The sequence below is a fragment of the Hamadaea sp. NPDC050747 genome, assembly GCF_040654195.1.
Taxonomy (GTDB): Bacteria; Actinomycetota; Actinomycetes; order Mycobacteriales; family Micromonosporaceae; genus Hamadaea.
On sequence record NZ_JBFAHM010000004.1, the window covers coordinates 118,891 to 141,273 of the forward strand.

The following is a 22,383-nucleotide window of genomic DNA, read 5'->3' on the forward strand; positions in this document are numbered from 1 at the left end:
GATTCCGCCGTTCGGCACCTGCACCGGCGGCCGACAGAATTCATGTTTGCGCAGGCCGTGGCCACAGCCGACCGCCATGAGCCGATAGCTTGCGGCTATCGTGGCTGCATTGTGCCTCGCCCAACGGGCATCGCCCTGGAGGTTGGCGGTGCCACGCGGCCGAGCTCCGCCGGGGGTCCGCGCGGTGGGATCGCGCCGGCAGCGGGACTCCGCCCGGTGGGGTTGCGCTCCGCCGGCCGGGGTCCGCCCGCCCGGGCCGACTCCGCCCGGCGTGGCTGGACCGGCTCGGTGATCTCCGGAAGCAGGCGTACCTCACTGGCCGGCGGAAAGGTACTCCGCCTTCCGGAGATCACGGACCCGGCCGGGGCGCATGGGGTCGGCCGGGTGTTGCCAGGCGCGGTGGAGGCGGCGGAGGCGGCGGCTGCGGCCCTTCCGGAGGCGGGACGGCACGGTCGCCGCACGACCCAGGCTCGCCAAAGCCGCGCATGGTGACGCGACCGCGCCGCAGGAGCTGCACGAGACGCCCCGGTGACACCGGGCATGGCCTGCATGTGCCACGATCGTCCCGCGATGAGCACGACACCGACACCGACCGGCCCCCGTTGGCGCGCGCCCCTGGTCTGGCGCGTGCTGCAGTTGCTCGCCCGGATCGTCACCGGCTTGCTGGCCCGGCTCGAGGTCACCGGCGATGTGCCCGATCGGCTTCGGCACGGGCCGCTGATTCTGGCCGTGAACCACATCGGCACCTTCGACCCGATCGCGTTTTCCGCCGCCACGCTGAAGATCGGCGTACGGCCGCGGATCATGGCGACAGGGGGGCTGTTCCGTGCGCCGATCGCCGGCGCGGCCATGCGAGCCAGCGGCCACATCCGGGTCAATCGCACCCGGGTGTCGGCCGACGAGGCGCTGGCGTCGGCGGCTGTCGACGACGCGGTCGCCGCGCTCGCCGAGGGCAGTGTCGTCGCCGGCTACCCGGAGGGCCGCATCACCCTCGATCCGGGCCTGTGGCCCGAACGCGGCCGCAGCGGCATGGCCCGCCTGGCGCTCGCGACCCGGGTCACCGTCGTCCCCGTCGCCCAGTGGGGCTCGCACGAGGTCCTCCCGTACGCCGACATCCCGGCCAACCTGGCCCGGGCGGTGTGGCGGGACTTCCGTAAACGCCCGACGGTGAAAGTCCACTTCGGCAAGCCGATCGATCTGTCCGATCTGGACCCCGCCGTACGCGGAGACGTGCAACGCGCGACCGACCGCATCATCGCGGCGTTGCACGCGGAGCTGATCCCGTTGCGGGTGAACGAACCCGACCGGCCCGCCTACACCGACCCGACCCGGCGCAGCGAGACCCGCCGGTCGTTCAACCCCGACTCACGTACGCCGGCGGTGCTTGATGTAGGCGGCGACGACCTCCCGGGTGCTGGACAGTCCCAGCAACGCCCGTAACTCGGCGACGCGGCGATTGGCGGTCCGCAGCGACATCCACTCGGCGGCCGCGGCCGCGGCGATGGTCTGCCCGTCGGCCAGCCGCTCCAACAGGGCCACCTGATCAGGGGCCAGGCGCACCACCCAGTCGTCGGAGCCGGTTTCGGCAGCCAACGCGAACACCTCCCCACCCTCCGCGCCGCCGGGGGGACCGGTGCCGCCGTCGCGTCCCGCCCCTTCGAGGCCTGCCTATTAAATTGACGATCGTTCGGACATTGTCACTGACGACGTACGGATTGACTAGAGGCATCCGGCAACCGGCAGGCCCACCCTCGGGTGAACGTCGGATACCCGCCAGGAAGATGGACGTCGCCGCGAAACCGGCCCCCGCCTCGCGAGCGGGGACACGGCACGCCGGGAAGGGACCGGCCACCCGGATGATCGCGGGCGGCACCCGCTCCTGGCATCATCTGCCGCTATGACCGCAGAAGCGCCGCCCCAAGCGGGGGCCGCCGCCTTGTCCACGCCGCGGGAGCGGCTCGGTTGGTACTTCTACGACTGGGCCAACTCGGCGTTCTCCACGACCGTCGTCACCGCCTTCCTCGGCCCGTACTTGACGGCGATCGCGAAGGCGGGCGCCGACGCCGCCGGCAACGTGCACCTGCTCGGCCTGACGTTCAAAGCCGGCTCGCTGTTCCCCTACGTCACCTCGCTGTCAGTGGCGTTGCAGGTGCTCGTGCTGCCCGTCGCCGGCGCGATGGCCGACCGGTCCAGCCGCAAACGCCGCCTGCTCGGCCTGTTCGCCTACATCGGCGCGTTCGCCACCATCGGCCTGCTGTTCCTCACCGGCGAGCGGTACGCCCTCGGCGCGGCCCTGTTCCTCATCGCCAACGTCGCGTTCGGCGCCAGCGTCGTCGTCAACAACTCGTTCCTGCCGCAGCTGGCCGACGAGAACGACCGCGACGCGGTGTCCAGCCGCGGCTGGGCGTTCGGCTACCTCGGCGGCGGCCTGCTGTTCCTGCTCAACGTCGTCGCCGTCGTCCTGTTCGGCACCGACGACCACAGCAAAGCCGAAGTCGCCCGCTGGTCGCTGGTGTCCGCCGGCGTGTGGTGGGCCGTGTTCACCACACTGCCACTGATGTGGCTGCGCGACCGGCCCGCGTCCGGCGGCGAGCACCGCGGCAACGTGCTGCTCGACGGCTTCCGCCAGCTGTGGCACACCCTGCGCAGCCTCAAGGCGTACCCGCTGACCTTGTTCTTCCTGATCGCGTTCCTCGTCTACAACGACGGCATCCAGACCGTCATCGGCCTCGCCGGCACCTACGCCTCCGAAGAACTCGGCTTCGACATCACCGTCACCATGCCGGTCATCCTCATGGTCCAGTTCATGGCGTTCGGCGGCGCGCTGCTGCTCGGCTGGTTCGCCAAGAAGGTCGGCGCGTGGAAGACCGTCCTCGGCAGCCTCGCCGTCTGGTCGGTCATCGTCATCGCCGCCTACTTCCTCCCCGAAGGCAAGGTCCTGCCGTTCGCCGCGCTCGCCGCCGCGATCGGCCTGGTCCTCGGCGGCAGCCAAGCCCTGTCCCGGTCACTGTTCTCCCAGCTCATCCCCAAGGGCCGCGAAGGCGAATACTTCGGCCTCTACGAGATCTCCGACAAGGGCACCAGCTGGCTCGGCCCGCTGCTGTTCGGCTTCGCCTTCGACCAGACCGGCAGCTACCGGTTCGCGATCGTCTCGCTCATCGCGTTCTTCATCTTCGGCTTCGCCGCATTGCTCGCCGTGCCCATGCGGCGCGCGATCACCGCCGCCGGCAACACGCCGCCCAAGCTTCTCTAACATCAAGTGGTACGCCGTGCGCACACCGGGTGGCGTGCACACGGCACCGCCACGTTTACTAGGCTGCCGCCCGTGGATCACACCGGACACGGGGCGTCCTGCCGGGCGGCGGGCGACGGCAGACTACGCGACGGGGCCTCGCTGAAGTTCTTCTGGGGACCGATGGACTGCGGCAAGTCCACACTGGCCCTGCAAATGGACTACAACCACTCCCGGCAGGGCCGCCGCGGCATCGTCCTCACCCGTAACGACCGGTCGCTGAGCCCCCGCGTCACCACCCGCATCGGCCTGTCCCACGACGCCGTCGAGGTGACCGACGACCTCGACCTCGTGACGCTCGTCCGGGAACGCTGGGCCGCCGGCGCCGCCGTCGACTACCTCATCTGCGACGAGGCCTGCTTCTACACCGAACACCAGATCGAGCAGCTCGCCGACCTCGTCGACACCTACGACGTCGACGTGTACGCCTTCGGCCTGGCCACCGACTTCCGCTCCCAACTGTTCCCCGCCGCGCGACGCCTGTTCGAACTCGCCGACAGCGTCCACCGCCTCCAAGTCGAAGTCCTCTGCTGGTGCGGCCGCCCCGGCCTGCTCAACGCCCGCCTCGTCGGCGGCGCCGTGGCCCGCGAAGGCGAACAGGTCGTCATCGGCGACACCGGCGCCACCCAGGACGACGTGCGCTACCAAGTGCTGTGCCGCAGGCACTACCGCGCCGGCGAACTGGGCGCCACCGACACCGCTCTGGCGCACGACGGCTCGGCTGAGTAGCGTCACCCTATGGGACGAGTAAGCAGCGGTACCTTCGACGAAGCCATATCGGCCTGGCGGCAATGGCAGGACGCACCCTGGGGCAGGCTGCGATACGCCATCGCCGCCCACAACCTGGCCCGCCACCTCGACGAAGCCCTCCCCGGCGGCGCGCCCGGGCGGGTCCTCGACGTCGCCGGCGGCAACGGAGTCGAAGCCGTCCGCCTCGCCACCGCCGGTCACAAGGTGACACTCGTCGACTACTCCGCGCAGATGCTCGCCGCCGCCGGCGAACTCGCCCGCAAAGCCGGCGTCGCCGACCGCATGACCATCGTGGAATCCGACGTCGCCCGCCTGCCCGACCTGCTCGCCGGCCTCGAACACGACCTCGTGCTCTGCCACAACCTGCTGCCCTACGTCACCGACGTCGAAGCCACCCTCACCACCTGCCTCGACGCCCTGCGCCCCGGCGGCGTCCTGTCGGTCATCAGCGGCAACGCCCACAGCGAACCCCTCCGCGCCGCCGTACGCGAACAAGACCCCACCGCCGCCCTCGAAGCGCTCAAGTCTCCGGTTCGCATGACCCGCACCTTCGGCACCCCGATGACCCCCCGCACCGCCGACGAAGTCATCGCCGTCCTGACCAAGCTCGGCGCCCGCGTCGACGGCCACTACGGCATCCGCAGCGTCTGCGACTACATGGCCGACGACGACCGCAAATACGACGCCGGCTTCTACGCCGAACTCGAACGCCTCGAGATGGCCCTCGCCGACCGGCTGCCCTACAAACTCACCGCCCGCCTCTTCCACGTCATCGCCGTCAAACCACTCGCCTGACCGGAGAGCGGCGAAACCACTCGCCTGACCAGCCCGGGGCGCGTACCGTCGCCCGGATGCGCCCCGGACCCGGCGAACTCCTGCACTTCTCCGAAGACCCCACGATCAGCGTCTTCCACCCCCACGTCGCCCCGACCGCCCGCGAAACCGGCGCCTACGTGTGGGCCGTCGACGACGCCCACAGCCCGTCCTACTGGTTCCCCCGCCAATGCCCCCGCGCCATGGCCTGGACCGGCACCCACACCGACCCGGCCGACGCCGCCCGCCTCCTCGGCCCGGCCACCACCCGAGTCCACGTCATCGAATACGACTGGCTCCCCACCCTCCAAACCACCACCCTGTACGCCTACCGCCTTCCCGCCACGGCGTTCCAGCCCATCCACGAAGACCGCCACGCGTACGTCGCGACCACCACCGTCGAACCCCTCGGCCCCGCCGAACCCGTCGGCGACCTCCTCACCGCCCACCGCGACGCCGGCATCCAACTCCGCCTCACCGAAACGCTCTGGCCCTGGTGGGACGAGGTCATCACCAGCACCCTCAGCTTCAGCGGCATCCGCCTCCGCAACGCCCGCCCACGACCCTGAGCCGCACCCCTGAGACTTCCCTGAAACACCCCCACGGCACCGGCGGATGTTGCGCCCACGAGCCATCATGGGCAGATGGTCTTCAAGAAACTCCTGGGCAGCCTCGGCATCGGCGGACCCACCGTCGACACCGTGCTGTCCACCCCGACCGCCACCCCCGGCGGCCCCCTCCAGGGCCAGATCCACCTCAAGGGCGGCGGCACCGACACCGAAATCGAAGGCATCACCCTTATCCTCGCCGCCCACTCCGGCGGCGCCACCTTCGAAGTCGCCCGCATCATCGCCGCCGGCCGCTTCACCCTCCCCGCCGGCGCCACCCACGCGATCCCGCTCAACACCCAGACCCCGTGGGAAACCCCGATCACCACCATCTACGGGCAACCCCTGCCCGGCATCACCCTCGGCGTACACACGCAGGTCGACCTCCGCACCGGCTCCGGCAAAACCGACCTCGACCCGCTCACCATCGCCCCACTGCCGGTGCACAACCACCTCCTCGACGCCCTCGGCAACCTCGGCTGCCGATTCGTCCGCGCCGACCTGCGCCCCGGCCAGCAAGTCGGCCTCCCCGCCCCGGTCGTCCAGCGGATCACGTTCTACGCCCCCGCCGACACCCGCCGGCCCGGCGCACACCTGCCCCAACTCAGCCTCAACTTCGCGGCCAACCCCCACGCGCTCGACATCGCGATCGAAGCCGGCTGGGGCAGCCCGCCCACCCACCACACCCTCGCCCACACCGACGCGAGCGGCGACCTCACCGAGATCATCGGCGGCTGGGTCCGCGAAGCCCTCGCCCGGCTCCCCCAGCAGGCGGCACCCCAAGGCGCGTTCATGCAACCCGCCCAACCCGGCTACCAGCAGCAGCCCGGCTACCGCCCCGGCGGACCCGGATACGCCGCCGCCGGCAACCACGGCGGCTACCGAGGCGGCCATGACCGAGGCTACGAGTACCGCGGCTACGACAGCGGACACCGCCGCGGCCCGGGCATGGGCGGCATGATCGCCGCCGGTGCGGGCGGAGCCGCCCTCGGCTTCCTCGGCGGCATGGTCATCGGCGACATGCTCACCCCCGACGTGAACGTCACCGAAAACGTCACCGAGAACTACTACGACACCGGCGACACCGGCGACACCGGCGGCGACGTCGGCGACAGCGGATACACCGACACCGGCTACGACCCCGGCTACACCGACGCCGGCTACGACAGCGGCTACGACGGCGGTGGCTACGACGCCGGCGGATTCGACGGCGGCGACTTCGGGGGCGGCGACTTCGGCGGAGGCGACTTCTAACCCACCCTGGTCACCAGGCACAGCGCGGAGCTAGGCTGACGCCCATGTTCAAGGCCGTCGTCTGCTTCGCGCTCTTCTTCATCGCCGTCGGAGCAGCCGGCATGTTCTTCGCCGAACAACGCCGAAAGATGGGCAACGGCCCCCGCCGCTGATCAACGCCCCAGCCGCCTCACCCGAGTCGGCCGTGCACCGATGAGCCGAATCAGCGACCGACCGGCGAACCCGGACGAGCCGCCGCATACCACTCGGCCAGATCGGCGAACAACCGCCGATGCTCCTCCGCCGACCCGATCGCCGCCCGCCGCTCCGAATGCCGCACATAAAACTCGATCGCATCCCGCACGAACCGGCGATCGACATCGGCGACCCGCAACGGCAGCGCCGCCCGTGGACGCACCAGCCCGACACCTCGCGGCGCCACCACATCCGACGGCTCCCACACCAGCGCATCATCCCGAAGCCGCAGACCACCGACGGCGAACGCCTCCCACCGAATCGTCACCACACCCAACGGCCTGCCACTCACCACCCCCTGCGGCGTCAGCGCGATCGCAAACCCCCGCACACCTGCCGCCACACTGGGCAGCACCACCGCGACCAGCGCCAGCGTCAACGCCGCCGTGCCGACCATCAGCGGGACCCAGCCAGCACGCCCGAACCGGCTGGCATTCTCCACCCACCAACCGGCCATCAACGCCAGATAAGCCACGAGCATCGCCGTAACCGGCCACCGCACCGGCACCCCGAACCGACCTCGACGCACCACGAACGCCGCGGGCCCCCACGACCGCCCCAACAGCACGAGATTCAGGCACATCGGCGCAATCCCCAGCAACGGAGCCACCGGGACCCACCACCCGTGCGCCTTCAACACCGCACTGACCGCCGCCACCACAGCGACCGCCGCTGCAACCACAATCCACCCGCCGAACCACCGCCGCGGCTCCCCCGGCCTCACGCCACACCCGGCAAACCCTGCGCCGCCGCCAGATCCGCACACAACCGCCGATGCTCGTCCGCCGACCCGATCGCCGCCCGCCGCTCCGGATGCCGCACATAGAAATCCACGACGTCAGCCAAGAACCGCGGATCCACCGCCACCCGACGCACCGGCACCGCCGAGTTGTGCGTCGGCGCACCCCACAACCGCGGCTGCTCCGACAAACCGAACATCAGCCACCACCCCTCCGCCCGATATGCCCCCGGCACCACCGCCGACCACGAAATCAGCACCGTGCCCAACGACTGCCGCAACGTCAGCCCCGCCGCCGTCACCGTCACCACGCCTGACCGCCGCACCGCCACCACGATCTGCCGTACGCACACCGTCGCCAGCGCGCCACCCAAGACCAGCCACACCATGAACGTCGCCCGCAGGACGACGTCGTCCCCGTGCCGCACCACCATCCCGGCCTGGCCGAGCAGAAACGAGGCGACGAGCACCAACCCGGCCAGCGCCGGAACGATCGCCCGCCAAGCCATCGGCACCCCGAACCCGGACGGGCCTACCAGAAAGCCGACCCGTCGACCCGGCCGACCACCCACCGAAGCCAACCCAGCCACCACCCCGGCGACCACGAACAGCGGCAAACCCAGCACCGGCAACCACCACACCATCGCAACCGAACCGACGGCCACCAGCGCCACAGCGGCCACGACCAGCCACCCCCACCACCGAAGCGGCTCCCCCGGCGTACGCATCGACATGGCTGACACGGTAAGTCCACCCGCCAGTGCCACTCATCACACGAACTGGCCCGGCCCAACCCCGAACGGCCACAATCCGCAGCCGTGGACTTCGCCGGACTCCCCATCCTCATGATCACCGCAGCCACCGGCGGAGCCGTCGACGCCATCGTCGGCGGAGGCGGCCTCGTCGTCCTCCCCGCCATGCTGCTGGCCTCCGGCCTCCCCCTGCCCACGATCCTCGGCACCAACAAACTCACCGCGATCGCCGGCACCTCCTCCGCCGCCTACACGTACGCCCGCCACACCGCCATCGACTGGAAAGTCGCCGGCCCCGCCGCCGGATTCGCCGTCCTCAGCTCCGGCCTCGGCGCCCTCTTCGCCGGCAGCGTCCCCGCCGGCGCGTACCGGCCTGTCATCCTCGGCGTACTCGTCGCCGTAGCGCTCTTCGTCACCTTCCGGCCCAGCCTCGGCCTCGCCGCCGACCCCGCCAAACGCACCCCCACCCGCATCGCCGCCATGATCGCCCTCGGCGGCGGCGCCATCGCCTTCTACGACGGCGCGATCGGACCCGGCACCGGCACCTTCCTCGTCCTCGCCTTCACCAGCATCGTCGGCGCCGACTTCGTCCACGGCAGCGCCATGGCGAAGATCCTCAACACCGGCACCAACCTCGGCGCGCTCGCCGTCTTCGGCTTCTTCGGCCACGTCGACTGGCTCCTCGGCGGAATCCTCGCCGTCTGCAACATCGCCGGCGCCCAACTCGGCGCGCGGCTGGCCCTCAAGCGCGGCGCGAAGTTCATCCGGATCGTGCTGCTCGTCGTCGTGCTCGCCCTCGTCGCGCGACTCGGCTGGGACCAGTTCCGCTGACCCTCCCCCACGGAGAAGTCGATGAGGCCCGCACGGGGACGATCAGGGTGCCCGGGACACGACACGCCGCGTGATCACGACCGTTAGTTCATGATCGCGCGGAAAGCCGGCAAGGGCGGGCTTGGGGGTCGGTGCGCCGGAGGCGCTCCTTTTAGGAAAGGTGCTGTGGAGTAACCCGTGGAACAGTCACACCGCGTAGGGCATCCTAGGACTCTAGGTGTATGACAATGTGATCGTGACGCACCCCGATGCCGAGCAGACCCGCCGGGCGCTGCTCGAGATCCGTCCCGATCTCGTGGACGGCTTCGACGAGCACCTTCCGGCCGCCCGGGCGGCAATCCTGAGTCGACTGTGGACCGCGTTACGGCGGGAGCCCGTCCCTGGGGTGGCCCACACGAGGTCGGTCGGCGGCGACGCGCTCGTGACCCTCGCCGACGGGCGGATGGCCATCGGCCCGGCTCTCGGCCAGTACGCCGAAGCCGACGCCGACGTCCGGATTCGCGTCCAGGTGAACGGCGGGACGGCGGCGTACGCCGACCCGGCCGAGCTGCTCAACGCGATGAACCCGGAGACCGTCCACCTCCAACGGGAGCTGAGCAACAGCGTCGCGAACCTGGCCCTGGCCAGGACCGCGCAGACCGGACTGGACCTGGCGGAGTTGCAAGGCGATCCCCGTGGGCTGGCGGTGATGGAGCAGGCGGTCGTGGACGGGCACCCGTTGCATCCGTGTTGCCGTACGCGGCTCGGGATGTCGACCGCCGACGTCCTCGCGTACGCCCCGGAGCACCGGACGCCGGTGGAGTTGCAGATCTGGTCGGTGCCGCCGAGCCGATGGCTCACCACGGGCGCCGGGGCGCCGCCGCGGTTGGTGCTGCATCCGTGGCAGGCCACGCATTACGGCGACGAGCTGCGACGGCTCGGCGGCAAGCCGGTCGACCGGGTGACGGGTCAGCCGCTCATGTCACTGCGCACGCTCGCGGTCGCCAAGGACCGGCACTATAAGACGGCCCTCGGTGTGCAGATGACCAGCGCCGTACGCCAGGTCTCCCCCGCCGCCGTCCACAACGGACCCCGGGTGAGCGACCTGCTGATCCGGTTGGCGGCCGACCTGCCGATCCTCGTCCTGCAAGAGGTGGCGGCCGGGGCGGTGCTGGTCGACGGCGCACCGCACCCGATGTTGGCGTACAGCGTCCGGCGAGCGCCGCTGCCCCAGGCCGGTGACGTCTGGACGCCGTTGGCGGCGGTCGCCCGGCCGGATGTGCTGGACCAGGTCCTGCGGATCGGCTACGGAGGTCATCCGGTCGCGTTCTGGCGGGATCTGACGACCGTGCTGATCCCACCGGTGCTGACGCTGCTGGCCCGGGGCGCCGGGCTGGAGGCGCACGGCCAGAATCTGCTGATCCGGCTCGCGTACGGCCGGCCCGCCGAGGCGGGCTATCGGGACGTCGGCGGCATCCACCTGCACCCCGGTCGCCTGCGGCAGGCCGGGGTGGACCTGCCCGACGTCCGGGGCAGCCTGCCGACCGACGATCTCGACGAGCTGCGGGCCAAGCCGTTCGCGACGCTGTTCGCCGTCGTGCTCACCCAGATCGCGGACCGCCTCGAACATGGGCACGGCGCCGATCCCCAGACGCTCTGGCGGATGGCGGCCGACCTCGCCGAGCAGGCGCCCGATCCGCGCGATCGGCTGGCGTTGGCGGGAACCACCTTGCCGATCAAGGCGACCACTGCCATGCGGCTGGCCGCCGATCCGGTCGCCGACATCTGGGCGACCACGACCAATCCGCTGGCTGGAGTGTGATGACGGAGTTCCGGGACCGCGCGGCCGCCGCCGTCGAGGGCAAGCTCACGGCCGCGCTCCGGCGCGAGGGCCTCGCCCCGGGGGACGTGACCGCGCCGCTGCGGGCCGAACTCGACGACGCGATCGACAAGCTCGCGCTCGCGTACCGCCGCCGGGCCGAGGCCGACGACCAGGCCCGCGCGTCGCAAGCGCCGGACCTGCTCACGCAGATTGAGGGTCAAGCCGCCGACGATCAAGTGGTACGCCTGGAGCAGCTGGCCACCGAGGGTCACAATCTGCACCCGTGCGGCCGCACCCGGCTGGGCTGGACGCGTACCGACGCCGAGGCGCACGACCTGGAGAGCCCGGGCACCACGGTGCGCTTCGTCGGCGTACCAAATGATGATCATCTCGGGGACGACCTGGGTGAGCGGCTCGACGTGCCCGCGCCGCGCGGGCATCGCGCCCAGCCGGTGCACGAGTGGCAGCTGGGCGTCGTGCGGGAGCGGTACCCGCAGCTGCCGGTCTTGGGCGCGAGCCTGCCCGCGCGCGTGACCGCCGCGGTCCGGACACTGTGGACGCCGGTCGGCTATCTGAAGGTGTCGCTGGACGTGCAGATCACCTCGACGCGCCGCACGATCTCGATCGCCAGTACGCGCAACGGCCCGCTGCTGTCGTCGGTGCTGCCGCCGCTGCTGGCCGAGTGCGACGACCGGGCGGTGCTGCTCCGGGAACCGGCCGGCGCGGCGTCGACGCTGGGCTCGGGCCGTGACCTGTCGGCGATCCTGCGGGAGCCGCTGCCGCCGATGGCGTCCGGCGAGCACCCCGTGCCGGCGATCGCGCTGGCGGCGACCGACCCGATCACCGGCGAGCCCATCGCGAAGCTGCTGCTGGCGCGCTCGGGGCTGACCGCGACGGACTTCGCCGAGCAGTACGCCCGCCTCCTGCTGACCCCGGTCCTCGGCATGGTGACCCGGTACGGCGTGGGCCTGGAGGCGCACCTGCAGAACTGCCTGGTGACCTTCACCGGCGGCCGGCCGACCCGGCTGATCCTCCGGGACCTGGCCGGGCTGCGGCTCCACAGCGGACGGCTGGCCGAGGCCAGGCTGAGCGTCGGCCTCTGGCCGGGCTCCGTGGTCGGCACCGACGACGACACCGTGCTGCTGGCGAAGGTGGCGTACACGGCGTTCCAGGCGCACCTCGGCGAGGTCGTCCACGCCCTCGGGGACCCGCCCGGCGCGTGGGCCGCGATCCGCCGTGTTGTGGACGAGATCTACGACGACCTCGCTCCGGCGCTGCCGGACACCGCCAAGGCCGACCACGCGTTCCTCACCGCCACCACGGTGCCGCACAAGGCGCTGGTGCGCATGCGGCTCGACCCGGGCCGCGGCGACATCTACGTGCCGTTGGAGAATCCGCTGCATGAGCCTGCCTGATCAGGTCGTCGCCGCGCTGGCCTCGGCGTCTGCGGCGGCGCGACCCGTTTGCGCCTACGTCTACGACACCGGCGTGGCCCGGGCGCGGGTCGCGGCCGTCCGCGCGGCGCTGCCGCCGGGAGCGACGCTGTACTACGCGATGAAGGCGAACGGGCATCCCGCGCTCGTCGGGGCGTACGCCGAGACGGCCGACGGCCTGGAAGTCGCGTCCGGCGGCGAACTCCAGCTCGCCCTCTCCGCGTCGGCTCGCAGGCTGGCCTTCGGGGGCCCGGCCAAGACTCCGGCCGAACTGGCGGCCGCCCTCGACGCCGCCCGGACGACCGAGCTGACCCTGCACGTCGAAAGCGCCCTCGAACTGCGGCGGCTGGCCGCGCTCGGACCGCTCCCCCCGTCGGCCCGCGTCGCCCTGCGCGTCAACCGCGCCGTCGCCGGACCGGCCGGCTCACACGCCATGACCGGTACGCCGACGCCGTTCGGCATCGACGAGACGCAGCTGGCCTCGGTCGCCGCGCTGGCCGCTTCGCTGGGAGTGCCGGTGTGCGGGTTCCACCTGCACGCCGTCAGCAACTCCCTCGACGCCGGCGCGTACGCCGAGTTCACCGCCGACGCGGTCGCGTGGTCCCGGCGTACGGCGGCGGAGCTGGGCATCCAGCTGCGGTATGTGAACGTCGGCGGCGGCTTCGGCATCTCGTACGACGACGCGGACCGTGGTTTCGATCTGACGGCGCTGGACTGGTCGGCGCTCGACCTGCCGGACGGCGTCGAACTCGCCTTCGAACCCGGGCGCTTCCTCGCCGCCCCCACCGGCTGGTACGCCGCCGAGGTACTGGACCTCAAACAGACCCACGGACGGTGGTTCGCGGTGCTGCGCGGCGGCACCCACCACTTCCGGCTCCCCACCGCGTGGGGCTACAGCCACCCGTTCACCGTCGTACGCGTCGACGACTGGCCGCATCCGTGGGAGCGTCCCGAGATCGCCGGGGTCGACGTCGACGCCGTCGGCGAGCTGTGCACCCCGCGGGACGTGCTCGCCCGTGGGGTGCGCGTCGACCGGTTGCGCGTCGGTGACCTGCTGGTCTTCGGCCAGACCGGGGCGTACGGGTGGGACATCTCCCACCACGAGTTCCTCCGCCATCCGCACCCGGATGTGATCGTCCTCTGACAGCCCGTGACGGGTGATCACAAGATGGTCTCCCAGAACAGCGCAACCCTCTGGTAACCCCCTAGACTGTGCCGGGTCTCACCCCCAAGGAGACCTACTCAGCCCCGCCACCCCCTCGGAGGCACCCGACATGCCGAACGGTCGCTCCGCCGCCGTCCGGTCGCACCGCCGCAGCTCCCCTCGCCGCGGCGGCCGCACCGCGCTGTTCATCCTCGTGCCCGTGCTGGTGGCGGTCGCCGCCGGAGGTGGCGTCTACGGCTACCAGAACCTGCTGGCCGACCGCTGCTCCGGTGAGGTGACCGCGACGATCGTCGCGGCGCCCTCGACCGCGCCCCTGCTCGAGGAGCTCGGCAAGACCTGGGCGGCCACGAGCCCCAACGTGGACGGCCATTGCGGCAAGGTCACCGTGACGCCCGCCGACTCGAACAAGGTCGCCAACGCGCTGTCCGGCGTCTGGCCGAGCGAGCTGGGCCAGCAGCCGGACGTGTGGGTGCCGGAGTCGAGCGCGTGGTTCCGCAGCGCCCAGACCGGCGACGCCGAGGCGATCCTGCCCGACCTGCAGCCCAGCGTCGCCCGGTCGCCGGTCGTGCTGGCGATGCCGAAGGCCATGGCGCAGGCGCTGGGCTGGCCGTCGGCCAAGGTCGACTGGGGCTCGGTCCTCGACCAGGCCGCCGTCAAGGGCTGGAACTCCTACGGCAAGAGCTGGGGCAAGTTCAAGCTCGGCATGACCGATCCGGGCCAGTCGACGCCGGGCCTGCTCGCCCTCTCCGCGATCATCGACCGCGACGACGACCAGGACGTCTCCGACACCGAGCGGCAGGGTCTCCTCAAGCTCAAGACGGTGCTCGAGGTCAAGGCCGACGACACCGGCGCGATCATGGACGAGTTCGACTCCAAGGGCGGCCAGGGCGGCGAAGGCGGGCTGACCTACGTCTCGGCGTTCCCGGCCCTGGAGCAGGAGGTGCTGGCCCACAACCGGGCGCACCCCACCTCGCCCCTCGTCGCGATCTACCCGAAGAGCAACATCGAGGCGGACAACCCGTACCTCGTGCTCGACAACGCCGACTGGGTGCAGAAGCCGAAGCAGGACGTCGCGCGGGCCTTCCTGCGGTACATCCGCACCGACGGCCGGGCGACCTTCCAGAACGCCGGCTACCGCGACGCCAACCGCAAGCCCGGCCCCGACTTCACGCAGGACAACGGCGTGGTCTCCACGTTGACGGCGCTGCCGCGTGGCGTCCTGCTGACCGACGCGGTCAACGACACCATCAACACCTGGACGGCGCTGACCCGGCTCACCAACGCCCTGTTCGTGCTCGACGTCTCCGGCTCGATGGGCGCCGACGTGCCCGGCCTGGGCAAGTCCAAGCTGGACTTGACCAAGGAGGCGGCCAAGCAGGCGGTCGACGTGTTCCAGGGCAAGGGCAACGCCGGGCTGTGGTCGTTCTCGTCGAACAAGGCCGGCAGCAAGTCCTACGTCGAGAACGTGCCGCTCGGCCCGCTCGACGACGAGATGGACGGCGGCACCCGCGAGTCGAAGCTGAAGTCCGCCATCGACGATCTCAAGGCGGGCGGCAACACCGGCATGTACGAGGCCGTGCTGGCCGCGTACAAGGCGGTGCAGGCGAAGTACGTCCCGGACGCCGCCAACATGGTGGTGCTGCTGACCGACGGCGCCAACGACGACCAGGAGAAGAACCTCAAGCTGGCGCAGCTGCTCGACCAGCTGAAGAAGGGCGACCCGAAGCGGCCGGTCACCATCGTCACGATCGCGCTCGGCCAGGACGCCAACGGCAAGGTGCTCTCGCAGATCTCGTCGGCGTCCACCCCGGACGCGCCCGCGCCGCTGGTGTCGAAGGGCTCCTACGACATCACGCCGGTCATGCAGAAGGCCATCTTCGGCGTCCGCTGACCCCCACGGCGTGATCATTGCGCCAGCCATGCTGTTTCAGGCCGCGAAATGCCGGAATTCACAGCATGGCTGGCGCAATGATCATTCGGCGGCCGGTGCAGCGCCGAGCAGAGCCTTGATGGGCGCGGCCTTGGCGGCGGCCTCGGCGACTTCGGCGGCCGGATCGCTGCCCCAGGTGATGCCACCGCCGGCCCACAGATGCAGCTGTGTCGGCGTGGCGGCCACCGTGCGGATGGTCAGCCCCAGGTCCAGCCCGTCCGGGCCGACCCAGCCGAGCGCGCCCATGCTCGCGCCCCGGCCGACCGGTTCGAGCCGGGCGATCTGAGCCAGCGCGGCGAGTTTCGGCGCACCGGTGACGGACCCGCCGGGGCATACCGCGACGAGCAGTTCGGCCAGGCCCACGCCGGGGCGCAGCCGCGCGGTCACGGTCGACTCCGCCTGCCACAGATCGCCCCAGTGCTTCAGGGCGAACAGCTCCTCCACGCGTACGCTGCCGATCTGGGCCACGTGCGCGAGGTCGTTGCGCTCCAGATCCACGATCATGACGTGCTCGGCCCGTTCCTTGGCCGAGGCCAGCAACTGCGCCCGGCCCTCCTCGGTCGCCTTCGCGGTGCCCTTGATCGGGCGTGTCTGCGCAATTCCGGCGCGTACGCGCACGAGGGTCTCCGGCGAGGCACAGGCGATGGCCCACCCCTCTCCGGAGATGAGCCCGCCGTAGTGAGCGCCCCGGAGCCGGGCGAGCCGCTCCAGCGCGGGCACTGGATCACCTGCGTACGCCGCGGCCGCGTGCCCGACGACGTTGACCTGATACACGTCGCCGACGGCGATCGCGTCCCGGACGGCGGCCACCGCCTCGGCATGATCAGACTCCGTCCAACTGGGTATCCAGGGTTCGAGCGCGAACTGCGCAGACGCCGAGGCCGATGAAGAGCCAAGATCACTACTCTGAGTGACGGAATATTCCGAATGTGCGTACACGATGGCGGCGATTTCGGGCACTTCGGGGACCGGAGTCGACCGACCGGGGGACGCGCCGGCCAGCGCCGCCCCGGCCGCCGCCGAGACGTAGAGCGCGGCTCCGCAGACGTCGCCGGGGCCGTGCGGGAGATCGAGCCCGGACCCTGCCGCAGCGAGATCACGTACCGGCAAACCGTGCTCACTCAAGAAGAATTCGACCAGCTCAGCCGGGGTATGGCCAGCACCGACGGGGTCGCCGGGGCGCCATTCGAGCCGAGCGACCGGGGTCGCGTGCCGCCGGCAACGAGCCGGTACGCCGGGCGGCCCGGCGGCCGGTGAAAGCCCCCGCATGGATACCGAATGTACGACGACCGGACTCACTTGGATCATCCAAAGGGTTGATTACTGGGTGTGAGGGGCGTTACTTGCTCGAAATAGCATCGTTCGGCGTAGTAGCGTGCGTGACTGTTCATGTGACCAACTCCACAGGGGCGTGTGATTCGTCACTACAGTGGCGAGGCATCACCCCTCAACCACAGCGGAGACCACCCCATGTGCCAGCACCAACCGCCCTGCCCGAGCGCCGACGCCGTCGACCGTGACGCGGCCCGGGTCGTCGCCAGCTTCCCGGAGCAGGGCTGGAGCCTTCTCTGCAACGGCGTCATCATCTTCGAGGACACCGGCGAGCTGCTCCCGGACGGGAGAATGATCGCACCGCAGCGAGGCCCGGCAGTGCACGCGCTCGCGTGACCTGCGCCACGCTCCTTGTGGCAGCTCAGAACTCCCCCGGCTGACACCGACGGTCAGCCGCCGACCCAGCAGACAGCGCCGAAGCCCCACCGGACAGCACCGAAGAGACCGCGTACCAAAGACTTTCAGGCCCGGCCGACCGAACGGCCGGGCCTCGTGACGTTCCGGGCCGGATCAGGCGAACGCCTCCGGCGGCGGGCACGAGCAGACCAGGTTCCGGTCGCCGTAGGCCCCGTCGATCCGCCGCACCGGCGCCCAGTACTTCCCCACCGGATCCATGCCACCCGGCTGAGTCGTTCCCGACGCACGCGTCGGCCAAGCCGCGACCGACCGCGGGTACGCGTGCGCCCACTCGTCGCCGCTCACCATCGCCGCCGTGTGCGGGGCGTTGGCCAGCGGGTTGTCGTCCTTCGGCCAGACGCCCTCGGCGACGGCGTCGATCTCGCGCCGGATGGCGATCATCGCGTCCACGAAGCGGTCCAGCTCGCCGAGGTCTTCGCTCTCGGTCGGCTCGACCATGAGCGTCCCGGCGACCGGGAAGGACATCGTCGGGGCGTGGAAGCCGTAGTCGATGAGCCGCTTCGCCACGTCGTCCACCGACACGCCGGTCGTCTTGGTCAGCGGCCGCAGGTCGAGGATGCATTCGTGGGCCACCAGCCCCTTGTTGCCCGTGTAGAGCACCGGGTAGTGGTCGCGCAGCTTGGCGGCGACGTAGTTCGCGGCCAGCACGGCGTGCGCGGTCGCCGAGGCGAGCCCGTCCGGCCCCATGAGCCGCACGTACGCCCACGGAATCGGCAGGATGCCGGCGGAACCATGCGGGGCCGCCGAAATCGCCTTGACGGCCTCGTCGCCCCGCCCCGGCAGGTACGCCGCCAGGTGCGCCCGGACCGCGACGGGCCCGACGCCGGGGCCGCCGCCGCCGTGCGGGATGCAGAAGGTCTTGTGCAGGTTCAGGTGCGACACGTCCGCCCCGAACTTGCCCGGCTTGGCGAAGCCGACCAGCGCGTTGAGGTTGGCGCCGTCCACGTAGACCTGACCGCCGGCGTCGTGCACCTTCGCGCACAGCTCCGCGATGCTCGTCTCGTAGACGCCGTGGGTCGACGGGTAGGTCACCATGATGGCGGCCAGCCGCTCGGCGTGGTCGGCGAGCTTACGGTCGAGGTCGACGAGGTCCACGTTGCCGTTCTCGTCGCAGGCCACCACGACGACCCGCATCCCGGCCATCACGGCGCTGGCGGCGTTGGTGCCGTGGGCGCTCGACGGGATCAGGCAGACGTCGCGGCCGTCGTCGCCCCGCGACCGGTGGTACGCCCGGATGGCGAGCAGGCCGGCCAACTCACCCTGCGACCCGGCGTTCGGCTGCACGCTGACCGCGTCGTACCCGGTCAGCTCGGCGAGCCAGCTCTCCAGCGACTCGATCAGCTCGGCGTACCCAGCGGTCTGGGCAGCCGGCGCGAACGGGTGCACGTTCGCGAACTCCGGCCAGGTCACCGCCTCCATCTCGGTGGTGGCGTTGAGCTTCATCGTGCACGAACCGAGCGGGATCATGCCCCGGTCGAGCGCGTAGTCGAGATCGGACAGGCGGCGCAGGTAGCGCAGCATCGCCGTCTCGGAGTGGTGCGTACGGAAGACCGGATGGGTCAGGAAGTCGCTGGTGCGCTCGAACGCGACCGGCGACGCGTCCACCTCGGAGACACCGGCGACGCCGAACGCGGCCCACACGGCGGCGATGTCGGCCGCGGTGGTGGTTTCGTCGCAGGCGATGCCGACCCGGTCGGCGTCGAACGCCCACAGGTTGACGCCCTGCTCGACGGCGGCCGCCACGACCTCGGCGGCCCGGCCCGGCACGACCGCGGTCACCGTGTCGAAGAACCGCTCGGTCGCCAGCTCCACGCCGCCGTCGCGCAGGCCGGCCGCGAGCAGGGTCGCGCTGTCGTGCGCGTGCTGGGCGATCGCGCGCAGCCCGTTCGGGCCGTGGTAGACGGCGTACATGCTCGCCATGACGGCGAGCAGGACCTGCGCGGTGCAGATGTTGCTGGTCGCCTTCTCGCGGCGGATGTGCTGCTCGCGGGTCTGCAACGCCAGGCGGTAGGCCCGGTTGCCGTCCGCGTCCCGCGAGACGCCCACGAGACGCCCGGGCAGCGAGCGCTCCAGGCCCGCGCGCACCGCCAGGTAGCCCGCGTGCGGTCCGCCGAAGCCCATGGGTACGCCGAACCGCTGCGCGCTGCCGCAGGCGATGTCGGCGCCGATCGCGCCCGGCTCGCGCAGCAGCACGAGGGCGAGCAGATCGGCCGCGACCGTGACGAGTGCGCCCTGGGCGTGGGCCGCCTCGATCAGGGCGGCGTGATCCCGGACGGCTCCCGAGGCTCCCGGGTACTGCAGGTGCAGGCCGAAGTACTCGAAGTCGAAGGCCTGATCGATGTCGACGACGCGTACCTCGATGCCGAGCGGCTCGGCCCGCGTACGGATGACGTCGATGCTCTGCGGGAGGGTGTCGGCGTCCACGGCGTACACATTGGACTTGGATTTGGACGACCGGCGCGCGAGCGTCATCGCCTCCGCGGCCGCTGTGGCCTCGTCGAGCATCGACGCGTTGGCGGTGTCGAGGCCGGTGAGGTCGGTGACCACGGTCTGGAAGTTGAGCAGCGCCTCGAGCCGCCCCTGGCTGATCTCCGGCTGGTACGGCGTGTAGGCCGTGTACCAGGCCGGGTTCTCCAGGACGTTGCGCTTGATGACGCCGGGGGTGTGCGTGCCGTAGTAGCCGAGCCCGATCATGGAGGTCAGGACCTGGTTACGCGAGGCCAGCTCGCGCAGCTCGGCGAGGACCTCGGCCTCGGTGGCGGCGGCCGGGAGGTCCAGCTGCTCGTGCCACCGGATGGCCTCGGGAATGGCCGCGTCCATCAGCTCGTCGAGGCTGCTGTAGCCGACCGACTCCAGCATGCGGCGGGCGTCGTCGGAGGTGGGCCCGATGTGCCGCGCGGAGAACGAGAATGGGCTCGTCATGGGTTCTGCTGCTCCCAGGGAGGCGGGGACGATGTCGTCCTCCCCCGCTGTCGCCACCCTGCGCTCCAGCGTCGCCGACCCGTGCGGTCCGGGTGCCTGAGAGGTTCCGGGGAGGAATTGCCCCTTCGGCGCCGTTCTGCCCGGTCTATGCCGGGTACGCGGACTCTCCCGCGCGGGCGTACCAGCTACCCGCCACGGTACCAGTGCCCCGACGGCGGTGCTGTTACGCATCTCTCCCGGCGAGCCGACGATCCGCTGGCCCGGACGGCCGGCGGAGCCGAGGTCTAGGGTGAAGATCGTGACCTACCCACCTGGCTACGCCGCCGCTTCCGACCGTTACGACACGATGACCTACCGCCGGTCCGGGCGCAGTGGCCTGCGGCTGCCCGCGATCTCGCTCGGGCTCTGGCACAACTTCGGGGCCCAGCGGTCCTACGAGGTCGAGCGCGACATCGTCCTGCGGGCCTTCGACCTGGGCGTCACCCACTTCGACCTGGCCAACAACTACGGTCCCCCGCCCGGGACGGCGGAGGAGACCTTCGGCCGGTTGCTCGCCGGCGACCTGAAGGCGTACCGGGACGAGCTGGTGATCTCCACGAAGGCGGGCTACCTCATGTGGCCCGGTCCGTACGGCGAATGGGGCTCCCGCAAGTACCTCACCGCCTCCCTCGACCAGTCGCTGCGCCGGATGGGCCTGGACTACGTCGACGTCTTCTACAGCCACCGGTTCGACCCGGACACGCCGCTGGAGGAGACCATGATGGCTCTGGACGCGGCGGTCCGCGCGGGCAAGGCCCTCTACGTCGGGATCTCCTCCTACCGGTCCGAGCAGACGGCCCAGGCGGCCGCGATCCTGCGCGATCTGGGTACGCCGCTGCTGATCCACCAGCCGTCCTACTCGATGATCAACCGCTGGATCGAGGACGACGGGCTGCTCGACACCCTGGAGGAGGTGGGCGCGGGCTGCATCGCGTTCTCCCCGCTGGCCCAGGGGCTGCTGACCGACCGCTACCTCAACGGCGTACCGGCCGACTCCCGGGTCGCGACGAGCGTCTTCCTGAGCGAGAGCGACCTGACGCCGGAGCGGCTCGCACAGGTCAGCGCGCTCAACGAGCTGGCCCGGGCGCGGGGGCAGTCGCTGGCCCAGCTCGCGCTCGCCTGGGCGCTGCGCGACCCGCGGATGACCAGCCTGATCATCGGGGCGTCCAGCGTGGCCCAGCTCGAGGCGAACGTCGCCGCCCTGGACAACCTGGAGTTCACCGACGCCGAACTGGCCGACATCGACAAGCTCCTTTGACGTTTTGGCGCTGGATCAGGGTTCTCGGTCGAATCTTGGGGCAAGATTCGACCCGGAGCCCTGATCCAGCGCCAAAAGCGCCGTAGAGGTCCGGCGCGGGAGAGGTCCGAAGCGGGAGCGGGTCAGCGGGGGGTGGCGAGGGCGTGTTCCACCCCCGTCTCATGCGGGCCGAGGTAGACCGGATCACGCCGCGACACCACGTCCACGAGCGCCTTGAGATAGGCGCCCTGTTCACGGATGGTCGCCCGCTCCCATTGCGGCCGCCACTGCCGGGCGGTGTCGTCCCCGACGCCGACCGCGTCCATCCCGGCGTCGCGACAGAGGGTCACCGCCCGCTGGATGTGAAAGCTCTGGGTCACGACGATGGCGGCGGTGACGCCGAAGACGCGTACGGCCCGCTGGCACGAGTCGTAGGTGTCGAAGCCCGCGTAGTCGGCCACCACCTTCGGCGCGGGGACGCCGTTGGCCAGGAGCCACTGCTGCATGTGCCCCGGCTCGTCGTACCGCCATTCGCCGTGATCGCCGGAGACGAGGATCGCCTGGACCTTACCGGCGTCGTAGAGCCGCTTGGCCTCCGCCAGCCGGGCCGTCAGGAAGCCCGACGGCCGGCCGTCCGGGTCGACCTGCGCGCCCAGCACCAACGCCACCGGCCGCGCCGGGACGTCGCTCTCCGCGTACACGTGGCCGCGGGCGCCGCCGCGGATCCACAGCTGGCTGGCCGTCACCGTCACGACCCCGGCCAGGCCCGCGATGAGCAGGCCGCGCCGGATCAACCGCCAATGGATCTTCACATTCTTCAGGATGTCGTACGCA

20 protein-coding genes and 1 riboswitch are annotated in these 22,383 nt (G+C 71.1%); of the genes, 14 read left to right on the top strand and 6 right to left on the bottom strand.

The window, feature by feature from the left end:
• The first annotated feature begins 216 nt into the window (after positions 1-216).
• Both AB0H43_RS09830 and AB0H43_RS09835 read left to right on the top strand, forming a co-directional pair.
• Entirely contained in the window at positions 217-492 is a 276-nt protein-coding gene (locus AB0H43_RS09830; RefSeq protein WP_359998869.1) for a hypothetical protein, read from the top strand.
• A gap of 78 nt (positions 493-570) precedes the next feature.
• A complete protein-coding gene (locus tag AB0H43_RS09835; RefSeq protein WP_359998870.1) occupies positions 571-1,440 on the top strand; it encodes a lysophospholipid acyltransferase family protein in 870 nt (289 codons plus the stop codon).
• Here the strand turns inward: AB0H43_RS09835 and AB0H43_RS09840 are convergent.
• Positions 1,366-1,602, bottom strand: a complete 237-nt coding sequence (locus tag AB0H43_RS09840) for a hypothetical protein (protein WP_359998871.1) — start codon at positions 1,600-1,602, stop codon at positions 1,366-1,368. The genes AB0H43_RS09835 and AB0H43_RS09840 overlap by 75 nt on opposite strands.
• A 277-nt stretch (positions 1,603-1,879) precedes the next feature.
• Here AB0H43_RS09840 and AB0H43_RS09845 point away from each other — a divergent pair, with 277 nt between their 5' ends.
• The 5 genes from AB0H43_RS09845 to AB0H43_RS09865 all read left to right on the top strand — a co-directional run bounded on the left by AB0H43_RS09845 (position 1,880) and on the right by AB0H43_RS09865 (position 6,717).
• Positions 1,880-3,253 (top strand): MFS transporter, encoded by a 1,374-nt coding sequence (locus tag AB0H43_RS09845; protein WP_359999317.1) that lies wholly within the window; start codon positions 1,880-1,882, stop codon positions 3,251-3,253.
• A 141-nt stretch (positions 3,254-3,394) separates the two neighbouring features.
• Positions 3,395-4,021 (top strand): thymidine kinase, encoded by a 627-nt coding sequence (locus tag AB0H43_RS09850; RefSeq protein ID WP_359999318.1) that lies wholly within the window; start codon positions 3,395-3,397, stop codon positions 4,019-4,021.
• Positions 4,022-4,030: 9 nt separating this feature from the next.
• The gene (locus AB0H43_RS09855) at positions 4,031-4,837 is read left to right on the top strand and encodes a methyltransferase domain-containing protein (RefSeq protein WP_359998872.1); all 807 of its coding nucleotides are present in this window, start codon (positions 4,031-4,033) and stop codon (positions 4,835-4,837) included.
• Positions 4,838-4,893: 56 nt separating this feature from the next.
• Positions 4,894-5,424 carry a DUF6886 family protein gene (locus AB0H43_RS09860; RefSeq protein WP_359998873.1) on the top strand — a complete coding sequence of 177 codons (531 nt, stop codon included), beginning with the start codon at positions 4,894-4,896 and terminating at the stop codon, positions 5,422-5,424.
• A 75-nt stretch (positions 5,425-5,499) separates the two neighbouring features.
• The gene (locus AB0H43_RS09865; protein ID WP_359998874.1) at positions 5,500-6,717 is read left to right on the top strand and encodes a sporulation protein; all 1,218 of its coding nucleotides are present in this window, start codon (positions 5,500-5,502) and stop codon (positions 6,715-6,717) included.
• A 202-nt stretch (positions 6,718-6,919) separates the two neighbouring features.
• Here the strand turns inward: AB0H43_RS09865 and AB0H43_RS09870 are convergent, their stop codons facing one another.
• Positions 6,920-7,561 (bottom strand): hypothetical protein, encoded by a 642-nt coding sequence (locus AB0H43_RS09870; protein ID WP_359998875.1) that lies wholly within the window; start codon positions 7,559-7,561, stop codon positions 6,920-6,922.
• 110 nt (positions 7,562-7,671) lie between these two features.
• The gene (locus AB0H43_RS09875) at positions 7,672-8,424 is read right to left on the bottom strand and encodes a hypothetical protein (RefSeq protein ID WP_359998876.1); all 753 of its coding nucleotides are present in this window, start codon (positions 8,422-8,424) and stop codon (positions 7,672-7,674) included.
• 111 nt (positions 8,425-8,535) lie between these two features.
• Here AB0H43_RS09875 and AB0H43_RS09880 point away from each other — a divergent pair, with 111 nt between their 5' ends.
• The 5 genes from AB0H43_RS09880 to AB0H43_RS09900 all read left to right on the top strand — a co-directional run bounded on the left by AB0H43_RS09880 (position 8,536) and on the right by AB0H43_RS09900 (position 15,563).
• The gene (locus AB0H43_RS09880; RefSeq protein WP_359999319.1) at positions 8,536-9,273 is read left to right on the top strand and encodes a TSUP family transporter; all 738 of its coding nucleotides are present in this window, start codon (positions 8,536-8,538) and stop codon (positions 9,271-9,273) included.
• Positions 9,274-9,508: 235 nt separating this feature from the next.
• Positions 9,509-11,074, top strand: a complete 1,566-nt coding sequence (locus AB0H43_RS09885) for an IucA/IucC family protein (RefSeq protein ID WP_359998877.1) — start codon at positions 9,509-9,511, stop codon at positions 11,072-11,074.
• Positions 11,074-12,489: an IucA/IucC family C-terminal-domain containing protein gene (locus AB0H43_RS09890; protein ID WP_359998878.1), complete on the top strand. Its 1,416-nt coding sequence runs from the start codon at positions 11,074-11,076 to the stop codon at positions 12,487-12,489. Before AB0H43_RS09885 ends, AB0H43_RS09890 begins: the two co-directional genes overlap by 1 nt.
• Positions 12,476-13,651, top strand: a complete 1,176-nt coding sequence (locus AB0H43_RS09895) for a type III PLP-dependent enzyme (protein WP_359998879.1) — start codon at positions 12,476-12,478, stop codon at positions 13,649-13,651. The genes AB0H43_RS09890 and AB0H43_RS09895 overlap by 14 nt, the downstream gene beginning before the upstream one ends.
• A gap of 130 nt (positions 13,652-13,781) precedes the next feature.
• Entirely contained in the window at positions 13,782-15,563 is a 1,782-nt protein-coding gene (locus AB0H43_RS09900; protein WP_359998880.1) for a substrate-binding and VWA domain-containing protein, read from the top strand.
• Positions 15,564-15,644: 81 nt separating this feature from the next.
• Here AB0H43_RS09900 and AB0H43_RS09905 read toward each other — a convergent pair whose 3' ends face one another.
• Positions 15,645-16,910 (bottom strand): chorismate-binding protein, encoded by a 1,266-nt coding sequence (locus AB0H43_RS09905; protein WP_359998881.1) that lies wholly within the window; start codon positions 16,908-16,910, stop codon positions 15,645-15,647.
• A 162-nt stretch (positions 16,911-17,072) separates the two neighbouring features.
• On the opposite strand from AB0H43_RS09905, the gene AB0H43_RS09910 reads away from it, so the two are divergent.
• Positions 17,073-17,270, top strand: a complete 198-nt coding sequence (locus AB0H43_RS09910) for a DUF5999 family protein (RefSeq protein WP_290863684.1) — start codon at positions 17,073-17,075, stop codon at positions 17,268-17,270.
• A gap of 174 nt (positions 17,271-17,444) precedes the next feature.
• Here AB0H43_RS09910 and gcvP read toward each other — a convergent pair whose 3' ends face one another.
• Positions 17,445-20,273 carry an aminomethyl-transferring glycine dehydrogenase gene (gene gcvP, locus AB0H43_RS09915; RefSeq protein ID WP_359998882.1) on the bottom strand — a complete coding sequence of 943 codons (2,829 nt, stop codon included), beginning with the start codon at positions 20,271-20,273 and terminating at the stop codon, positions 17,445-17,447.
• A gap of 74 nt (positions 20,274-20,347) precedes the next feature.
• Positions 20,348-20,454, bottom strand: a riboswitch (glycine riboswitch).
• Between the two features lie 117 nt (positions 20,455-20,571).
• Between gcvP and mgrA the strand changes: the two genes are divergently transcribed.
• On the top strand, positions 20,572-21,570 hold the full coding sequence (mgrA, locus tag AB0H43_RS09920) for an L-glyceraldehyde 3-phosphate reductase (protein WP_359998883.1): 999 nt from the start codon (positions 20,572-20,574) through the stop codon (positions 21,568-21,570).
• 122 nt (positions 21,571-21,692) lie between these two features.
• Here the strand turns inward: mgrA and AB0H43_RS09925 are convergent, their stop codons facing one another.
• The gene (locus tag AB0H43_RS09925) at positions 21,693-22,355 is read right to left on the bottom strand and encodes an ElyC/SanA/YdcF family protein (protein ID WP_359999320.1); all 663 of its coding nucleotides are present in this window, start codon (positions 22,353-22,355) and stop codon (positions 21,693-21,695) included.
• Positions 22,356-22,383 lie beyond the last annotated feature (28 nt).